Consider the following 17,066-nt stretch of genomic DNA (forward strand, 5'->3'; position numbering starts at 1 on the left):
GCCCACATGCAGGACCCCTCGCCCGATTCCGACACGGCACGCGCCATCGCGACGGAGGCATGGATCTGGGGATACCCCCTCCTGGAGAACTACCGCACGATGTACCCGCAGGCCGTAGACCGCGCCGACCCCCGGTCCGTCGGGGGCTTCGGCCGCTTCCGGCACTACTCCGAGCCCTTCACCCCGGCCAACACCGACGTGGTGACACCCAACAACGACACCCCGTACTCCTGGGCCTGGCTCGACCTGCGCGCCGAGCCCTGGGTGGTGTCCGTACCGGCGGTCGACCGCTACTACGTCCTGCCCTTCCACGACCTCGACACCTCCTACGTGGGCTACATCGGCTCCCGCACCACCGGCACGGCCGCCGGGGACCACCTGATCGCCGGCCCCGGATACACGGGCGCGGTACCGGGCGGCCTGGCCGGGGTCCTGCGCGCCGACACCGAGCTCGTCGGGGTCCTCGGCCGTACGTACCTGGCCGGGCCCGATGACGTCGAGAGCCTGCGGGCGATCCAGCGGCAGTACCGGCTGCGCCCGCTGTCCGCGTTCCTCGGCAGGCCGGCGCCCGCGCCCGCGCCGGAACCCGCCTGGCCGGTCTGGCGGGAAGAGGCCCTGGACGGCGCCGAGTTCTTCACCGTCCTCGACTTCCTCCTGCGCTTCTTCCCCGTCCTCGACGCCGAGCGCGCCCTGCGCGAGCGGCTGGCCTCGCTCGGGGTCGACGGGTCGGGGTCCTTCGATCCGGCCGCGCTCGACCCGCGCGTACGGTCAGCCGTCGAGCAGGGCATCGTACGGGCGCGCGCCCTGCTGGAGGAGGCGAAGAGGGACGCGGACGATTCCACGGGTTGGTTCGGCACCCGCGCGGAGCACGGGGCCGACTACCTGACGCGCGCCGTCGGCGCGGACAAGGGCCTCTACGGGCTGCCGTCCGCCGAAGCCTGGTACGCGGGCTGGCTCCAGGACGACCGGGGCAACCGGCCCCCGGACGCGTCCGTGCACGACTACACCATCCACTTCCCCCCGGGCGGGCTGCCCCCGGCCCGCTTCTTCTGGTCGGCCACCATGTACCGGCTCCCGGACCGGCTCCTGGTGGCCAACGAGGCGGATCGCTACTCGATCGGCGACCGCACCCCCGGGCTGGTGTACGACGAGGACGGCGGCCTGACCCTGCACGTGCGGACCCGCGCACCGCAGGACCCGAAGGAGGCGGCGAACTGGCTCCCGGCACCCGGGGGCCCCTTCAGCGTGGCCATCCGCGTGTACGGACCGGAACCCGCCATTCTGGACCACATCTGGACCATGCCGAAGCTCTCCGTACGCGACTGAAGGCCGAGGGAACGCCCGTGACCGAACCCGACCGCACCACGAACCGGCGGCGCCGGATCCCGCCCGTGGAGGTGGGCCGTGGGTGACGCCATCGGCGAGATGCTCGGCTCCGCGGTCGGCATCGCCATCAGTCCGCTCCCGCTGGTCGCGGTCATCCTCATGCTCGCCACCCCGCGGGGGCGGACCAACGGCACCGCCTTCGCCGTCGGCTGGGTCGTCTCCCTCGCCGCCCTGGTGACCGTGGTCGTCCTGGCCGGCTCCGGCGCGGGCGCGGCCGGTCAAGGAGAGCCGGCCCGGTGGACGCTGTGGCTCAAACTGGCACTCGGCGTGCTGTTCCTGCTGATGGGCTTCAAGCAGTTCAAGGGCCGTCCGCGCGAGGGACGGGAGTCCCCGCCGCCGGCCTGGATGAAGGCCATCGACCACTTCACCCCGGGCAAGTCCGCCGGCCTCGCGGCCGCGCTCGCCGTCGCCAACCCGAAGAACCTCGTCCTCGCCCTGGGCGGCGCCGTCTCCATCGCGTCCAGCGGCGCCGGCACCGGGGGCAAGGCGGTCGCGGCGGCGCTGATGGTGCTGATCGCCTCGTTGTGCGTCCTGCTGCCGCTCGCCGTCTACCTCTTCGGCGGACACCGGTCGGCGGACACCCTGGCCGGGTGGAAGGCATGGATGAGCCGCCACAACGCCGCGATCATGACCACGGTCCTGTGGGTCCTCGGCGCCAAGTACGTCGGAGACGCGATCTCCGGTCTCACCGGCTGAGGCGGGCCCGCGCGGCGCCCCCGCGCGGGCCGGTCAGGCGCCCATGTGGATGTGGGCCGACCAGAGCGTGGGGAAGCGGGGGAACCGGTCGCGGAAGGCGCGGACCGTGCGGTGGAGCTGGAGGGCCGTGCGGTCGGCATCGAAGGCGGCTTCGGGGAACTGCCCGTAGAAATCCACGGCGATCTCGGCGGCGACGGTGTCGTCGACCTGCCACAGGGTGCCCACGACGTGGGGGAACCCGGCGAGCTGGAAGGCCGAGACCACGTGGACGGCCTCGTCCGCGAGCTCGGGAGTGGTCGCCGCAGTGTCACAGGCCGACAGGTAGGCGAACTCCGACGCCTCCAGCCGCAAGCGGGAGATCTCCAGCACGGTGAGGGGCCGGGCCTGGTGGTCGTGGACCAGCAGACCACTGCGCGACGGGTCCTCGGAGTCGGTGCCGGCATGGCAGGCGAAGTGCGCCCACGGGGAGACGGCGAGCGCCACGAGCACGGAGTCCCTGGTGGCCCGGGGGCCGATCAAGGGGTGCGCGGAGGGGAACAGGGCGGTGAGGTAGCGGCTCTCGTCCAGGGCCTTCGGCAGTTCCGGCTGTCCGGGAGTCAGCGGCATCGCGACGGCAAGGAGGCGCGGCGGGCCTCCGGAGCGGACCGGGAACCCGGGGGACCGGCGCTGCCGGACGCGTTGTGCGCGTGCGTGCGCCAACGCGCGCACGGTGGGGGTGTACGAGGACACGACCCGGTCCAGCACCGTGCGCCGCGGTCCCCGTGCGGGGTCGTCCCGGTGGTGTCCGGCCGCGTGCACGGGGAAGAAGGCCAGCGGGCCGCAGGGGATCCACCACAGGCGCGGCGGGTTCCGGTCATCGGCCGGGCCGGTGAGGCCGAGGCGTTCGAGTACCGGTCCGGCCACCCGGTCCCAGAGCCAGGGCAGGGTGTCCCCGGCCACGGCCTGTTCCACGGCGAGGCGTGCGGTGGCGGGGGAGGAGAGCCCCGCCAGTTGGCCGCGCAGGGTGGTGAGCCGGGTGTGGAGTTCCCCGTACGAGATCCAGGGCAGCTCGCACACCTGGATCCCGTCGCCGGTCAGCAGCAGCGCGTCGCACCGGTAGCGGCTGACGTTGAGCAGCACGATCGGGCCGCCGTGCGCCTCGGCGGCCAACTGGTCCGCCCGGGCCGGACGCAGGAAGCCGTCCAGGCCCGGCAGCGCCCGGATCCGCTTCAGGACGGCCTCCAGTTCGCCGGCCAGCCGCCGGCGGAGGTCGGGGGCGTCCTCGTGCGCGTCCGCCCCGTCCTCGGGGCCGGGTACCGGATCGCCGTCCAGCCTGGCGCAGAGCAGCTCGAAGCGGTCGGCGAGACCGGGATCCCGTTCGCGCAGGAGGGTGAGATCGGTGCGGGACTCCAGGGCCTGGGCGGTGAGCACGCCGCGTCCGGTTTCTAGCAGTTCGACGGCTTCGGCCGGGCGGCCGGCGATCAGGGCGCAGGCGGCGGCGTCCCCCGTGAGGCGGGCGTACGCGGCGAGTTGGCCGGCCGCGTCCCGGCGGTTCAGGCCCCGGGCGGCGAGGCGGGGCAGCAGGGCGACGCCGAGGGCGAGGATGCGGGCGGCCCGTTCGGGCAGCCCCGCCTCCATGGCGAGCTCCCCGCCCTGCCGGGCGATCTCGACCCGGTCCGGAGTGGGGGAGGTGTCCCTGGCCGCTGCCCTCTCCAGGAGCCCGAGTGCCTCGGTCACGGCCTCCCGGTCGCCACCGTCCAGCCCGTGGGCGGCGAGTGCGGCGGCCAGGTTCGTCTCGATCCGGGAGCGGCCCGGCTGGTCCTGCCGGATCTCGACGAGGGCCCTGCGGCCCAGCCGGATGGCCTCGGCGAGCGATGCCGGATCACCCGTGAGGTCGTACAGGGCGCCCAGGGTGCTCGTCAGGTTCGAGAGCAGTCCGGCCCGCTGGTGGGGCTCCGCGGGCCCGCAGGCGGCCGCGTCGAAGGCCTGGCGCTGGAGGTCGAGGGCCTGGCGCAGCAGACCGAGGTCGGGAGCGCCCCCGGGGCCCGCCAGCGCCGCGCGTTTGAGGGACACGGCGAGGTTCGCCAGGTACGCCCAGCGCGTCGCAGCCGCCGGGTCAGCCGGGACCCCAGTGCGTCCAGCAGGTCCTCCCAGGAGGCGTGGCCGGGCGGCCCGTCCAGCGGTTGCCGTTCCCCGAGCTGTTCGAGCAGGGCCGGCGGGAGGGGCAGCGCGGCGCCGGAGTCGCGGACGAGCTGGAGGAGCACTCCCGCCGTCCGCAGTTCGCCGATCGCCCGCTCGTCTGCGACGGCCATGGCCCGGTGCCAGAGGGTGAGCCCGACGAGGTGGCCGCTCTCCACGATGTCCCGGGCGCCGGTCGTCTCGGTGAACAGGGCGAGCGTCTCGGTCAGGACCTCCTCGCCGAGGAACCCGTAGGGCCCGCCGCTGCCGGCGAGCCGCGAGCGCAGAGCCGTCACGTGTCGATCCCTCACGCGCCCCCGCCTTCCCTGTCTCCGATTTCCTTCTGAGGAATGCCAACGTGCCATGCATGACGGTAGATTGACGAGATGTCAGAAGATTCCGACGCGGTTCGGTCCACGATCCTCAGTGTCGCCGAGGAGACGCTTCGCCGGACGAGCTTCTATCTCAGGCCCCTCGTCTGGATGCTCTGCGAGGACATGGAACAGCCAGTGGTCGGCTCGGTCACCTGCCGGGACTTCCGGCGCGGAGCGGACGCCGAGAAGGCGATCGCGGAACTGGGGCTCTTCCCCTCGCAGCTCATGGCGACACGTCTCGTCGTCGCGTGGGAGGACGCCGATCTGCGCACCGCACTCGAACTGTCCGGTGAGCCGCACGCCCACGCGTTCGTCATGGTGGAGGCGAGCTTCACCGATCACGTCCTGTACTGGCATCCCTACGAGCAGGAGGAGACGGGCGTCGTCAACAGGTTCGGGCTGCCGGGCCTCGTACCGCGCTGGGGCGCGCCCGCGCAGTACGAGAACGTCCCGCTCCTGTCACCGGTTCAGCGCCTGCTCGACCTGTGGCGCGAGTTCCGGGACGGAGACATGTGGGAGACGGCCCGGGAGCAGGAGCGGGCCGGGTATCAGTACTTCATGGTCGAGCGGTAGCCGGCGGCGGATCGTCCGCTTCCGCCGGGGGCGCGGCGGGAGCCGAGGTCCCCGCCGGGCCGGGCGGCGGGGGCGGGGGCTCCGCCGGGTCGTCCGGAGACCTGAGCGGCTGGTGGCCGCGTGGATTGCCGCCCCGCTCCATGAACTCCCGCTCCGCGTCCGTCAGTCCGTCATCCGCCGCCGACATGCGCGCTCCTCTCCGGAGCCTTGACCATTTCCACGACGTCAACGTCCGACAGCCGCAGATAGATCCCGTCCGTTCCCTCCACCCGGGCACCGAACGAGCCGTCCGGGCCCATCCGGTACGACCACTGCAGGTAGAGGTCCGGATCGCGCGGGTAGCCCGACGCGTAGGACCGGGGACCGAACCAGCCCCCGACCCACGTCCCGTCCTTCAAGCGGGCCCGGACGAAGCACGGCCCGGCGTCCTGTGCTCCCAGCGCGTAGTCCCACGCCGTCGGCACGGGCCGGTACGCCGTACGGGCCTTGCGCCGCTCGGCGAGGGAGACGACCGCGGCGGCCGCCGCCGGGACGCCGAGGAACAGCAGCAGCGCCCACAGCCCGGCCGCCCGCGGGTGCGCGGTGGCCAGTTGGGTCAGCGCCGCGACCCCGGACTTCCCGGGGCCCTTCGCCCGCCGCCAGGCCGCAACCAGCGCGGGCCCGGCCGCAATCGCGTAGAGCCCGTTCAGAGCCACGCTGGCGGTGATCGCGCGGAGCATCCGCTCGCCGAGCTGCGCTTCCGAGGCCACCGGCCCGCGCCAGCGCTCCCGTAGGAACTGGTAGGTGAGACCCGGTAGGACCAGCAACACCAGACCTGTCAACTGGGCCACCGTGGACGGTGGTTGCATGGGCCTCCTCCCCCGGGGACACGGCCCTCATCGTAGCCGCGCGGCGCGCGGGGAGGGCCGTGTCCCGGACGTCGGGGCCCCGCCCGCCGTTCCCCCCACCTCACGGAGCCCTCACGGAGCCCTCACGGCATCCTCACGGCATGAGGTGGTAGTCGGGGAAGTTGCCCGGCAGGCGCTCGCCCGCCGGCCCCTGGGTCACCGCGCGGACCAGGAGGTCCCCGCCCACGAACGCGCCGCGCCACGAGGCGCCGAAGCCGCCGAAGAGCTCGTCGCGGTCACCGCGGGAGCGGGGCGTGCCGTGGCCGACCTTGAACGCGCGGATCTGGGGTGCCAGCCGCTCGTAGGTCGACCGGTCGTCCGTCGACAGGGTGGCGACGAGCGCGCCGTTCGAGGCGTTCATGGCGGCGAGCAGCTCGGCCTCGGTGTCGACCAGGACGATGGTGTCCACCGGGCCGAAGGGCTCCGCGTGGTGCAGCGGTGAGGACGGGGGAGGGTTCAGGATCGTGACGGGCTGGACGTAGGCCGAGGTGTCCTGGCCGGGCAGGAAGCGGGCGTCGGCGAGCCGGCCGCGGTGCAGTGGGACGGCTCCCCGGTCGATGGCCTCGGCCACCTGGTCGTGGAGGTCCTTGGCCTTGGCCGCGTTGATCAGCGGGCCGAAGTCCAGCTCCGGGTACGGGTCGTCGGGGTGCTCGACCGCCAGCGGGTGTCCGGTGCGCAGGGTGCGGACCGCCGGGAGGTAGGCCGTCAGGAACTCGTCGAACAGGGAGCGCTGGACGACGAAGCGCGGGTAGGCCGTGCAGCGCTGCTTGCCGTAGTCGAAGAGCTTGGGGACGACCCTGGTCAGGGCGGACCAGTCGGTGTGGTTCCAGATGCCCCAGGTGTTCAGGCCCTCCTGCTCCAGGATGTGCCGCTTGCCGAGGTCGGCGACGGCGGTGGCCACCGCGGCGCCCGTGTCGCGGCCGCCGACGAAGGAGACGCAGCCGATCTCGGGCGCGCGGACGAGCGCCCCCGACAGCTCGCGCCCGCTGCCGCTGACGAGGGTGACGGGAATCCCCTCGCGGGCGGCGAGCGCGCAGGCCAGGGTGAGGCAGGAGACGCCGCCGTCCGTCGGAGTCTTGGCGACGACAGCGTTGCCCGCCAGCGCCTGCACGAGCATCGCGTGCACGAGCACGCTCATCGGGTAGTTCCAGCTCGCGATGTTGGACACCGGCCCGTCGAGCGGTGACCGGCCCGCCACCATGGGCTCGATGCCGTCGACGTACCAGCGCACCCCGTCGATGGCCCGGTCGACATCGGCGAGGGCGAGCCGCCAGGGCTTGCCGATCTCCCAGACCAGCAGGAGCGCCAGCAGCTCGCGGTGCGCGGCCAGTGCGTCGAGGGTCGCCGCGACGCGGGACCGGCGTTCCGCGAGCGGCACGTGGCGCCAGGCGCGGTGCTGGTCGAGCGAGGCACGTACGGCCCGCCGGGCCGTGGCGCCGTCCAGGCGCGGCGGGCCCGCGATGGGGCTGCCGTCCACGGGGCTGGTGGCGGGCAGGGCCAGGCCGTCCGCCTGCCAGGCGGAGCCCCAGAGGTTCAGGACGCGGTCGTCCCGGAACGCCTCGGGTGCGACCCGGAGACAGCGCTGCCGGGCCTCGGCCCAGGTCGTACCGGATTTCAGGACGAGGTGGGCGGGATTGCGGGTGGTTGCCATTCGGTCTCTCCGCTCTCGGTGCACGGTCGGGGGCGGGGCGCCGGCCTCAAGTCTCCTTTCGTTAAAAGTTGTTGCACGCCCCCTGGACATCACCCATGGGATACGGGATAACAATCCTTCATACAGTATTCGTCGACTGTATGCAATGTACAGATGCCGGGAGGGTGGGTTCATGACCTGAGTCCACGCGGGGCCGCGAGCGCACGAAAAGGCATGGGGCAGGGGGCGCTGTCCAGATCCTTCGAACGCAAGGGGTGCTTGAACACATGACAACCACCGACTACGCAACGCCCGCCGCCTACAGGGAGGTGACGGACGCCGGAGGCCGCCTGTACCGCATCGGGGAAACCGATCGCGACATCATGGGGCGTCCGCGCTGGACGATGGTGCTCTTCCCGTGGATGGGCATGCTGGGCATCAGTTCCTCGGAGTACGCGTTCACCGCCGCCGAGGACACGCTCAGCGAGGCCCATCTCTGGTCGAGCGGCCACATCTTCTGGCTGATGGGCGTCTGGATCTTCTTCCAGGCCGCCGTCGCCTTCCCCGCCGGCCAACTGCGCGAGAGCGGAAGGCTGCCCGCGCGGTACGCCATGATGCTGGGCGCGCTCGGCACGGTGCTGGGCTACCTCTCCCTCGCGTTCGCGCCGCACGTGATCGTGGCCTACATCGGGTTCGGCATGTTCAGCGGCATCGGGGCCGGCCTGGTCTACGCGACCTGCGTGAACATGGTCGGCAAGTGGTACCCGGAGCGAAAGGGCGGCAAGACCGGCCTGGTCAACGGCGGATTCGCCTACGGCTCGGTGCCGTTCGTCTTCCTGTTCACCTCGGTCCTGGACCTCCACAACTACCGGGTGCTCTTCACCTGCGTGGGCTTCGGCCTGTGCGCGCTGGTGGCGGCGGCGGGCTGGTTCTTCAAGGACCCGCCCAAGGGCTGGTGGCCCGCCGACGTGGACCCGCTGAAGGTGTCCGAGGACCCGCGGATCCGGCGCGCCCTCGCGGTCAACCCGCCGGCGGCGAAGCAGTACACGCCGAGGGAGGCCGCGCGCACGCCGCTGCTGTGGATGATGTGGTTCTGCCTGCTCTGCACGGCCGGCATCAACATCTTCGGCATCGCCTTCCAGGTGCCCTTCGGCAAGGACATGGGCTTCGCCGGAGGCATCGTCGCCACGGCGATGTCGCTGAAGGCCATCGTGAACGGCACGGGCCGCGGGGTGATCGGGTGGATATCCGACCGCTACGGCAGACGCAACACGCTGATCATCGTCTGCCTGGTGCTGGGGTCCGCCCAGTTCGGGGTCCTGGTGTCGGGGTCCATGGGCAGCATGCCGTTCTTCCTGTTCTGCTCGATGGTCTCCGGATTCGGCGGCGGAGCCATCTTCCCGCTCTTCGCCGCCATGACCGCCGACTACTTCGGCGAGAACAACAACGCCTCCAACTACGGGCTCGTCTACAGCTCGAAGCTGATCTCGGGCCTGGTGGGCTCCGGCATGGGCGCCGTGGTGGTCGGCGCGTGGGGCTACGAAGGAGCCTTCGTGATCGCCGGGTGCGTCGGGCTGATGTCGGCCGTACTGGCGGTGTTCCTCAAGTCCCCGGACCGGGCCAGGGGATGACCTGAGCGACGGTCCTGACGCCGCCGTCGGCGTCAGGACCGGGCCCGTAGAGGCGATGACGTACAGGCGATGACGTACAAGCGACGACGTACAAGCGACGACGAACAACCGAGGTGGCGATCATGAAGAAAGCCCTTGAAGGCGTCCGCGTCCTGGACATGACGCACGTGCAGTCCGGCCCCTCCGCGACCCAGATCCTTGCGTGGCTCGGGGCCGATGTGGTCAAGGTCGAGCCCCCGGGAGGGGACATCACCCGGCGCCAGCTGCGGGATCTCCCGGACGTGGACAGCCTCTACTTCACGATGCTCAACAGCAACAAGCGCAGTGTCACCCTGAACGCCAAGGCCGCGCGCGGGAAGGAGATCCTGACCGAGCTGATCCGGCGCTCCGACGTCATGGTCGAGAACTTCGGGCCGGGCGCGATCGACCGCATGGGTTTCACCTGGGACCGGATCCGCGCGATCAACCCGCGCATCGTGTACGCCTCCATCAAGGGCTTCGGCGAAGGCCCGTACACCGACTACAAGGCGTACGAGGTGGTGGCCCAGGCCATGGGCGGCTCGATGTCCACCACCGGGTTCGAGGACGGGCCGCCGCTCGCCACCGGAGCCCAGATCGGCGACTCCGGCACCGGAATGCACGCCGTCGCGGGCATCCTCGCCGCCCTCCTCCAGCGCACGCACACCGGCCGCGGCCAGCGGGTCAACGTGGCCATGCAGCACGCCGTGCTCAACCTCTGCCGGGTGAAGCTGCGCGATCAGCAGCGGCTCGCGCACGGGCCGCTCGCGGAGTTCCCGAACGAGGACTTCGGTGACGAGGTGCCGCGCTCGGGCAACGCGAGCGGGGGCGGGCAGCCGGGGTGGGCGGTCCGCTGCGCGCCGGGAGGGCCGAACGACTACGTGTACGTGATCGTCCAGCCCGCCGGGTGGCAGCCGATCAGCGAGCTCATCGGCAGGCCCGAGCTCTCCCAGGACCCCGAATGGGCCACCCCCGAGGCCCGGCTGCCCAAGCTCGGCAAGATGTTCCAGCTGATCGAGGAGTGGACGAGCACGCTCCCCAAGATGCGGGTGCTGGAGGCGCTCAACGCCCACGGCATCCCCTGTGGGCCGGTCCTGTCCACCAAGGAGATCATCGAGGACGCCTCGCTCATCGCCAACGAGATCGTCGTCGAGGTCGAGCACCCCGAGCGCGGTTCGTACGTGACCGTCGGCAGTCCGCTGAAGCTGTCCGACTCCCCGGTGAAGGTGGAGCGGTCCCCGCTGCTGGGCGAGCACAACGAGGAGGTCTACCTCCGCGAGCTGGGCCTCTCGCCGGACGAACTGCCGCTGCTCAAGAGCCAGGGGGTGATCTGACCGGTGGCCGCCGCCCCGCTGACACCCGACACCGGGACGGTCACCGACCGCCTCGTGGAGTCCAACCGCGCGTACGCCGCCGGATTCACCGACCCCGGCAGGAGCGCCCGTCCGGTGCTGGGCGTCGCCGTGGTGTCCTGCATGGACGCCCGGATCGACCTGCACGCCGCGCTGGGCCTGGAGCTGGGCGACTGCCACACCATCCGCAACGCGGGCGGAGTGGTCACCGACGACACGATCCGATCCCTGACGATCAGTCAACGCGCCCTGGGCACCCGCAGCATCGTGCTCATCCACCACACGGGCTGCGGTCTGCAGAGCCTGACCGAGGACTTCCGGCTCGACCTGGAGGCCGAGGTCGGCCAGCGGCCCACGTGGGCCGTGGACGCCTTCCGGGACGTGGACCAGAACGTACGGCAGTCGATGCAGCGGGTGCGCAGTTCTCCGTTCCTGCCCCGGACGGACGACGTGCGGGGCTTCGTCTTCGACGTGGAGACGGGCCGGCTGCGGGAGGTCGCCCCGGAGCCGGACGGCGGCGCGGAATGCTGAGCCGCGGGCGGCCGTCAGCCCTGGGCCGCCCGGGCGGCGAGCTGCTTGCGGTAGAAGCCGGTGGTGCGCTCGGTGTGCTTGCGCATCACCTCGCCCGCCCGGTCCGCGTCCCCCGCGGCGATCGCCTTGATGAGCTGGGCGTGCTCGTTCCAGGCCTCCTTGCCGCGGGGCTGCGCGATGGGCGCGTAGTACCAGCGCACCTTCTGGCTCACCACGGAGATCAGCTCGGCGAGCACGGCGTTGCCACCCATCGAGGTGATCGCGGTGTGCAGTGCGGTGTTGGCCGCGACCAGGCGCGCGACATCGCCCGCGGCGAGCGCCTCGACGCCCTCCCGCTGCAATTCCCGGAGCCCTTCCACGTCCTCGGGCTTCGCGTTCTCGGCGGCGAGCCGGGCGGAGTAGGTCTCCAGCACGGCGCGGACGCTGAGGAGCTGGACGGCCTCCTCGTCGGTGGGGGAGTGGACGAAGGCGCCCTGGGCCGGGCGGAGGTCGACCCAGCCGTCGGTCTGCAGTCGCTGCAGGGCTTCGCGGACCGGCTGGCGGCTGACGCCCAGGTACTCGGCGAGCTCTGCCTCGACGAGGTGCTGGCCGGGCTTGAGGGAGCCACTGACGATCAGCTCGGTCAGCGCCTCGTAGACGGCCTGGCGCAGCGGTGCCGGGCGGGTGACCCGCAGGGACGCGGCGGCCGTGAGTGCCTCGCGCATGGTTGCCCCGTTCCGCCACCGGGCGTCGGGAGGGGTCCCGGCGGCCGCCCGAGTATACAGGTTTTGGTATGCAAAATGGCGGCGGGGGGGAGGTCGGGCGGGGCTCAATCCGTCGTGAAGACTGTATACAGAAGCCTGTATGGGGTATTGTCTCAGTCCCCTGCATGCATCGTCATCGACCAGCGGGAGTGACGTGACCGTCGAGAGCGTGGTCCGAAAAGTGGCGGCCGGCCATCGGAGTGAGCGGGGTGCGCTCCTTCCCGTACTGCACGCCGTCCAGGCGGAGTTGGGGTACGTACCGCAAGAGGCGATCCCGGTGCTCGCCGACGAGTTCAACCTCTCCCGCGCGGACGTCCACGGAGTGGTGACCTTCTACCACGACTTCCGCCGCGAGCCCGCCGGGCGCACCGTGGTGCGGATCTGCCGCGCCGAGGCCTGCCAGGCCCTGGGCGCCCAGGAGTTGGTGGACTACGCCCGCGCGGCCGGACTGACCCTGGGGGAGACCACCCCGGACGGCGCCGTCACGGTGGCGCAGGTCTTCTGCCTGGGCAACTGCGCGCTGGGCCCCGCCCTGGAGGTGAACGGACGACTGCACGGACGGGTCGGACCGGCCGAGCTGGGCGCCCTCATCGAAGGGGCGGTCTCCTCATGAGCGCGCACCCCGTGAGGGTCTACGTCCCCCGCGACTCGGCGGCCAGGTCCGTCGGCGCGGACGCGGTCGCGGACGCCCTCCAACGCGCCGTGGCCGAAGCCGGTCCCGGCATCGAGCTGGTCCGCAACGGCTCGCGCGGCATGCTCTGGCTGGAGCCGCTGGTCGAGGTGGAGACCCCGCGCGGCCGCGTCGGGTACGGACCGGTGTCCCCCTCGGACGTGCCGGGCCTTCTCGACGCGGGCCTCCTGGACGCCGGACTGGCCGACGGCGCCGAGCACCCGCTGCGGCTCGGCCTCGTGGACGAACTGCCCTGGCTGGCACGCCAGACGCGCGTCACCTTCGCCCGGATCGGCATCACCGACCCCCTGTCGGTGGCGGACTACCTGGAACACGGCGGATTGGTCGGGCTGCGCACGGCGCTGGAACGCGAGCCCGCCGACGTGGTCGCGGAGGTCACCGAGTCGGGCCTGCGCGGCCGCGGCGGCGCCGGATTCCCGGCCGGCATCAAGTGGAAGACCGTACTCGGCTGCGCCGACGAGCTGAAGTTCGTCTGCTGCAACGCGGACGAGGGCGACAGCGGCACCTTCGCCGACCGGATGGTCATGGAAGGCGACCCGTTCATGCTCATCGAGGGCATGGCCATCGCGGCCCACGCCGTGGGCGCCACCGAGGGCTACCTCTACATCCGTTCCGAGTACCCCGAAGCGGTGGCCACGATGCGCGCGGCCATCTCCATCGCCCGCGAGCAGGGCTGGCTCGGAAAGGCCGTCCTCGGCTCCGCCCTCGACTTCGACCTGCACGTACGCGTCGGCGCCGGCGCGTACATCTGCGGCGAGGAGACCTCCATGCTCGAAAGCCTGGAGGGCAAGCGCGGCACCGTCCGCCCGAAGCCGCCGATCCCCGCGATCGAGGGACTCTTCGGCAGGCCGACCGTGGTGAACAACGTCCTCACCCTGGCCACCGTCCCCGTCGTCCTGGCGGCCGGGGCCGCGGCGTACCAGGCGCTGGGCGTCGAACGCTCCCGCGGCACCCAGGTGTTCCAGCTCGGCGGCAACATCGCGCACGGCGGCATCGTGGAGACCGCCTTCGGCGTCACCCTGCGCGAGCTCGTCGAGGACTACGGCGGCGGCACGTACTCCGGACGCCCGGTGCGCACGGTGCAGGTCGGCGGCCCGCTCGGCGCCTACCTGCCGACGTCCATGTTCGACCTGCCGATGGACTACGAGGCCTTCGCGGCGGCCGGCGCGATGGTGGGCCACGGCGGGATCGTCGTCTTCGACGACCGCGTGGACATGGCCGCCCAGGCACGGTTCGCGATGGAGTTCTGCGCCGAGGAGTCCTGCGGCAAGTGCACCCCCTGCCGGGTCGGCTCGGTGCGCGGCGTGGAGGTCATCGACAAGATCATCGCCGGCGAGCGGCGCGACGAGAACCTGGCGCTGCTCGACGACCTGTGCGACCTGATGACCGAAGGCTCGCTGTGCGCGATGGGCGGGCTGACACCGCTGCCCGTACGCAGTGCCCTCACGCACTTCCCCGACGACTTCCTCGGCGGCCGGCGAACCCTGCAGATCCAACCCGTACGCGCGACCGGCACGAGGGCCGCCACTTCGACGGAGGGACGGGCATGACCCTGCTCAAGGAACCCGATTACGGCACCCCGGAGCGGCACGGCGAGGCAACCGTCTCGGTGGAGGTCGACGGCACGGCGGTGAGCGTCCCGGAGGGCACGTCGGTGATGCGCGCCGCCGCGCAGGCCGGGATCGACATCCCCAGACTGTGCGCCACCGACAGCCTGGAGCCCTTCGGCTCCTGCCGGCTGTGCGTGGTGGAGATCGACGGCCGCCGGGGCACACCGGCCTCCTGCACCACACCGGTGGCGGACGGGATGCGGGTCAGCACGCAGACCCCCAAGGTGGAGAAGCTCCGCCAGGGCGTCATGGAGCTCTACATCTCCGACCATCCCCTGGACTGCCTGACCTGCCCGGCCAACGGCGACTGCGAGCTGCAGGACATGGCCGGCGTGGTCGGCCTGCGGCAGGTGCGCTACGGCTACGAGGGTGAGAACCACCTCGACGCCGAGAAGGACACCTCGAACCCGTACTTCGACTTCGACCTGTCCAAATGCATCAGCTGCTCCCGCTGCGTACGGGCCTGCGGCGAGGTGCAGGGCACGTTCGCGCTGACCATCGAGGGGCGCGGCTTCGCGTCCAAGGTCTCGGCGGGCGCCGGCGAGACCTTCATGGACTCCGAGTGCGTCTCCTGCGGGGCCTGCGTACAGGCCTGCCCGACCTCCACGCTCCAGGAGAAGTCCGTCGTCGAACTCGGCATGCCGACCCGGTCGGTGATCACCACCTGCGCCTACTGCGGCGTCGGCTGCTCCTTCAAGGCCGAACTGCGCGGGGACCAGGTGGTGCGGATGGTGCCGCACAAGGACGGGGGAGCGAACGAGGGCCACTCCTGCGTGAAGGGCCGCTTCGCCTTCGGCTACGCCTCGCACCCCGACCGCGTCCTGAAGCCCATGGTCCGCGAGCGGATCACCGATCCGTGGCGCGAGGTCGAGTGGGACGAGGCGATCGGCACGGTCGCGCGCAGGATGCGCGAACTCCAGGGGCGGTACGGGCCCAGCTCGATCGGCGCCATCTCCTCCTCGCGCTGCACCAACGAAGAGGTCTACGTCGTCCAGAAGATGGTGCGCGCGGCCTTCGGCAACAACAACATCGACACCTGCGCCCGGGTCTGCCATTCCCCGACGGGATACGGGCTCAAGGCAACCTTCGGCGAGTCGGCCGGCACCCAGGATTTCCGGTCGGTGGCCGAGGCCGACGTGATCATGGTCATCGGCGCCAACCCCACCGACGGGCACCCGGTGTTCGCCTCCCGGATGAAGCGCAGACTGCGCGAGGGCGCCGAACTCGTCGTGGTCGACCCCCGCCGCATCGACCTGGTGCGCTCGCCGCACATCCGGGCCGCGCACCACCTCCAGCTCAAGCCGAGCACGAACGTGGCCGTCGTCAACGCGATGGCCCACGTGGTCGTCACCGAGGGCCTCGCCGACCTGGCCTTCGTGGCCCAGCGGTGCGAAGGCTTCGCCGAATGGGCCGAGTTCGTCGCCCGCCCCGAGCACAGCCCGGAGGCGACCGAGGCGATCAGCGGCGTACCGTCCGAGGAACTGCGGGCCGCCGCCCGGCTGTACGCGGCCGCGCCCAACGGGGCCATCTATTACGGCCTCGGGGTCACCGAGCACAGCCAGGGCTCGACCATGGTGATGGGCATGGCCAACCTCGCCATGGCCTGCGGCAACATCGGCCGCGACGGGGTCGGCGTGAACCCGCTCCGCGGCCAGAACAATGTGCAGGGCTCCTGTGACATGGGCTCCTTCCCGCACGAACTGCCCGGCTACCGGCACGTGTCCGACGACGCCGTGCGCGAGGTGTTCGAGAAGCTGTGGGGCGGCACGATCCTGGCCGAGCCGGGACTGCGGATCCCCAACATGTTCGACGCCGCGATCGACGGGACCTTCCGGGGCCTGTTCGTCCACGGAGAGGACATCGCCCAGTCCGACCCGAACCTGGGGCACGTCACGGCCGCCCTGGAAGCCATGGAACTGGTCGTCGTGCAGGACCTGTTCCTCAACGAGACGGCCAAGTTCGCGCACGTCTTCCTGCCGGGGGCCTCGTTCCTGGAGAAGGACGGCACCTTCACCAACGCGGAACGCCGGATCAACCGGGTGCGCGCGGTGATGAAGCCGAAGACGGGCAAGCACGAGTGGCAGATCATCAGCGAGATCGCCACCGCCATGGGCTACCCCATGTCCTACGAGCACCCGGCCCGGATCATGGACGAGATCGCGGCCGTCACCCCGACCTTCACCGGTGTCTCCTTCGAGGTCCTCGACAAGCTCGGCAGCGTCCAGTGGCCGTGCAACGAGTCGGCGCCGGAGGGTACGCGTGTCATGCACGTCGACGAATTCGTCCGCGGCAAGGGAAAGTTCGCCATCACCGCGTACGTGCCGACGAACGAGCGGAGCACCCGCCGCTTCCCGCTGGTCCTCACCACGGGGCGGATCCTCAGCCAGTACAACGTCGGAGCGCAGACACGCCGTACCGGCAACGTCGCCTGGCACCCCGAGGACGTACTCGAACTGCACCCGCACGACGCCGAGACCCGCGGCATCAACGACGGAGACCTGGTGACGCTGGCCAGCCGGGTCGGGCGGACGACGCTGCACGCGGAGATCTCCGACCGGATGCCGGCCGGCGTCGTCTACACCACCTTCCACCACCCCGTGACCGGGGCCAACGTGGTGACCACGGAGAACTCGGACTGGGCGACCAACTGCCCGGAGTACAAGGTGACCGCCGTACAGGTCGGCCTCGTCCACCCGCTCCCGCCGGGCGGCGCCGCGCCGCCGCCGGACGGGGCCGGGGACGGCCGCCCGGTCGCGGTGGCGAACTGATGGCGGGCACCGTGCCACC

The 17,066-nt window shown here is 71.6% G+C and carries 14 protein-coding genes; 9 read left to right on the forward strand and 5 right to left on the reverse strand.

Annotated features, from left to right (window positions below):
- Window positions 1-6 precede the first annotated feature (6 nt).
- Both AC061S_RS16275 and AC061S_RS16280 read left to right on the forward strand, forming a co-directional pair.
- Window positions 7-1,326, forward strand: a complete 1,320-nt coding sequence (locus AC061S_RS16275) for a DUF1254 domain-containing protein (protein ID WP_478686659.1) — start codon at window positions 7-9, stop codon at window positions 1,324-1,326.
- Window positions 1,327-1,404: 78 nt separating this feature from the next.
- Window positions 1,405-2,082 (forward strand): GAP family protein, encoded by a 678-nt coding sequence (locus AC061S_RS16280; protein WP_478686660.1) that lies wholly within the window; start codon window positions 1,405-1,407, stop codon window positions 2,080-2,082.
- Between the two features lie 33 nt (window positions 2,083-2,115).
- Here AC061S_RS16280 and AC061S_RS16285 read toward each other — a convergent pair whose 3' ends face one another.
- Together AC061S_RS16285 and AC061S_RS16290 are read right to left on the reverse strand one after the other, a co-directional pair.
- The gene (locus AC061S_RS16285; RefSeq protein ID WP_478686728.1) at window positions 2,116-3,699 is read right to left on the reverse strand and encodes a CHAT domain-containing protein; all 1,584 of its coding nucleotides are present in this window, start codon (window positions 3,697-3,699) and stop codon (window positions 2,116-2,118) included.
- 281 nt (window positions 3,700-3,980) lie between these two features.
- Entirely contained in the window at window positions 3,981-4,535 is a 555-nt protein-coding gene (locus AC061S_RS16290) for a hypothetical protein (protein WP_478686661.1), read from the reverse strand.
- A 90-nt stretch (window positions 4,536-4,625) separates the two neighbouring features.
- Between AC061S_RS16290 and AC061S_RS16295 the strand changes: the two genes are divergently transcribed.
- On the forward strand, window positions 4,626-5,186 hold the full coding sequence (locus AC061S_RS16295; protein WP_478686662.1) for a hypothetical protein: 561 nt from the start codon (window positions 4,626-4,628) through the stop codon (window positions 5,184-5,186).
- 170 nt (window positions 5,187-5,356) lie between these two features.
- Here the strand turns inward: AC061S_RS16295 and AC061S_RS16300 are convergent, their stop codons facing one another.
- Complete coding sequence (locus AC061S_RS16300; RefSeq protein WP_478686663.1) at window positions 5,357-6,034, reverse strand: DUF6338 family protein; 678 nt, start codon at window positions 6,032-6,034, stop codon at window positions 5,357-5,359.
- A gap of 133 nt (window positions 6,035-6,167) precedes the next feature.
- Window positions 6,168-7,724 carry an aldehyde dehydrogenase family protein gene (locus tag AC061S_RS16305; protein ID WP_478686664.1) on the reverse strand — a complete coding sequence of 519 codons (1,557 nt, stop codon included), beginning with the start codon at window positions 7,722-7,724 and terminating at the stop codon, window positions 6,168-6,170.
- 266 nt (window positions 7,725-7,990) lie between these two features.
- Between AC061S_RS16305 and AC061S_RS16310 the strand changes: the two genes are divergently transcribed.
- The 3 genes from AC061S_RS16310 (at window position 7,991) to AC061S_RS16320 (ending at window position 11,235) form a co-directional block, all read left to right on the forward strand.
- Window positions 7,991-9,334: an OFA family MFS transporter gene (locus AC061S_RS16310; RefSeq protein WP_478686665.1), complete on the forward strand. Its 1,344-nt coding sequence runs from the start codon at window positions 7,991-7,993 to the stop codon at window positions 9,332-9,334.
- A gap of 119 nt (window positions 9,335-9,453) precedes the next feature.
- Window positions 9,454-10,686: a formyl-CoA transferase gene (gene frc, locus AC061S_RS16315; RefSeq protein WP_478686729.1), complete on the forward strand. Its 1,233-nt coding sequence runs from the start codon at window positions 9,454-9,456 to the stop codon at window positions 10,684-10,686.
- A 3-nt stretch (window positions 10,687-10,689) separates the two neighbouring features.
- Window positions 10,690-11,235, forward strand: a complete 546-nt coding sequence (locus tag AC061S_RS16320; protein ID WP_478686666.1) for a beta-class carbonic anhydrase — start codon at window positions 10,690-10,692, stop codon at window positions 11,233-11,235.
- Between the two features lie 14 nt (window positions 11,236-11,249).
- Here AC061S_RS16320 and AC061S_RS16325 read toward each other — a convergent pair whose 3' ends face one another.
- Window positions 11,250-11,939 (reverse strand): GntR family transcriptional regulator, encoded by a 690-nt coding sequence (locus tag AC061S_RS16325; protein ID WP_478686667.1) that lies wholly within the window; start codon window positions 11,937-11,939, stop codon window positions 11,250-11,252.
- 193 nt (window positions 11,940-12,132) lie between these two features.
- Between AC061S_RS16325 and AC061S_RS16330 the strand changes: the two genes are divergently transcribed.
- From AC061S_RS16330 to fdhF, 3 genes are read left to right on the forward strand one after another with little or no spacing between them, the layout of a single operon-like run.
- Window positions 12,133-12,591, forward strand: a complete 459-nt coding sequence (locus AC061S_RS16330) for an NAD(P)H-dependent oxidoreductase subunit E (RefSeq protein ID WP_478686668.1) — start codon at window positions 12,133-12,135, stop codon at window positions 12,589-12,591.
- Window positions 12,588-14,219: a formate dehydrogenase beta subunit gene (locus AC061S_RS16335; protein WP_478686669.1), complete on the forward strand. Its 1,632-nt coding sequence runs from the start codon at window positions 12,588-12,590 to the stop codon at window positions 14,217-14,219. The genes AC061S_RS16330 and AC061S_RS16335 overlap by 4 nt, the downstream gene beginning before the upstream one ends.
- Window positions 14,216-17,047, forward strand: a complete 2,832-nt coding sequence (fdhF, locus tag AC061S_RS16340; protein ID WP_478686670.1) for a formate dehydrogenase subunit alpha — start codon at window positions 14,216-14,218, stop codon at window positions 17,045-17,047. Before AC061S_RS16335 ends, fdhF begins: the two co-directional genes overlap by 4 nt.
- The last annotated feature ends 19 nt before the right edge of the window (window positions 17,048-17,066 follow it).

Source organism: Streptomyces sp. CA189 (genome assembly GCF_056428985.1).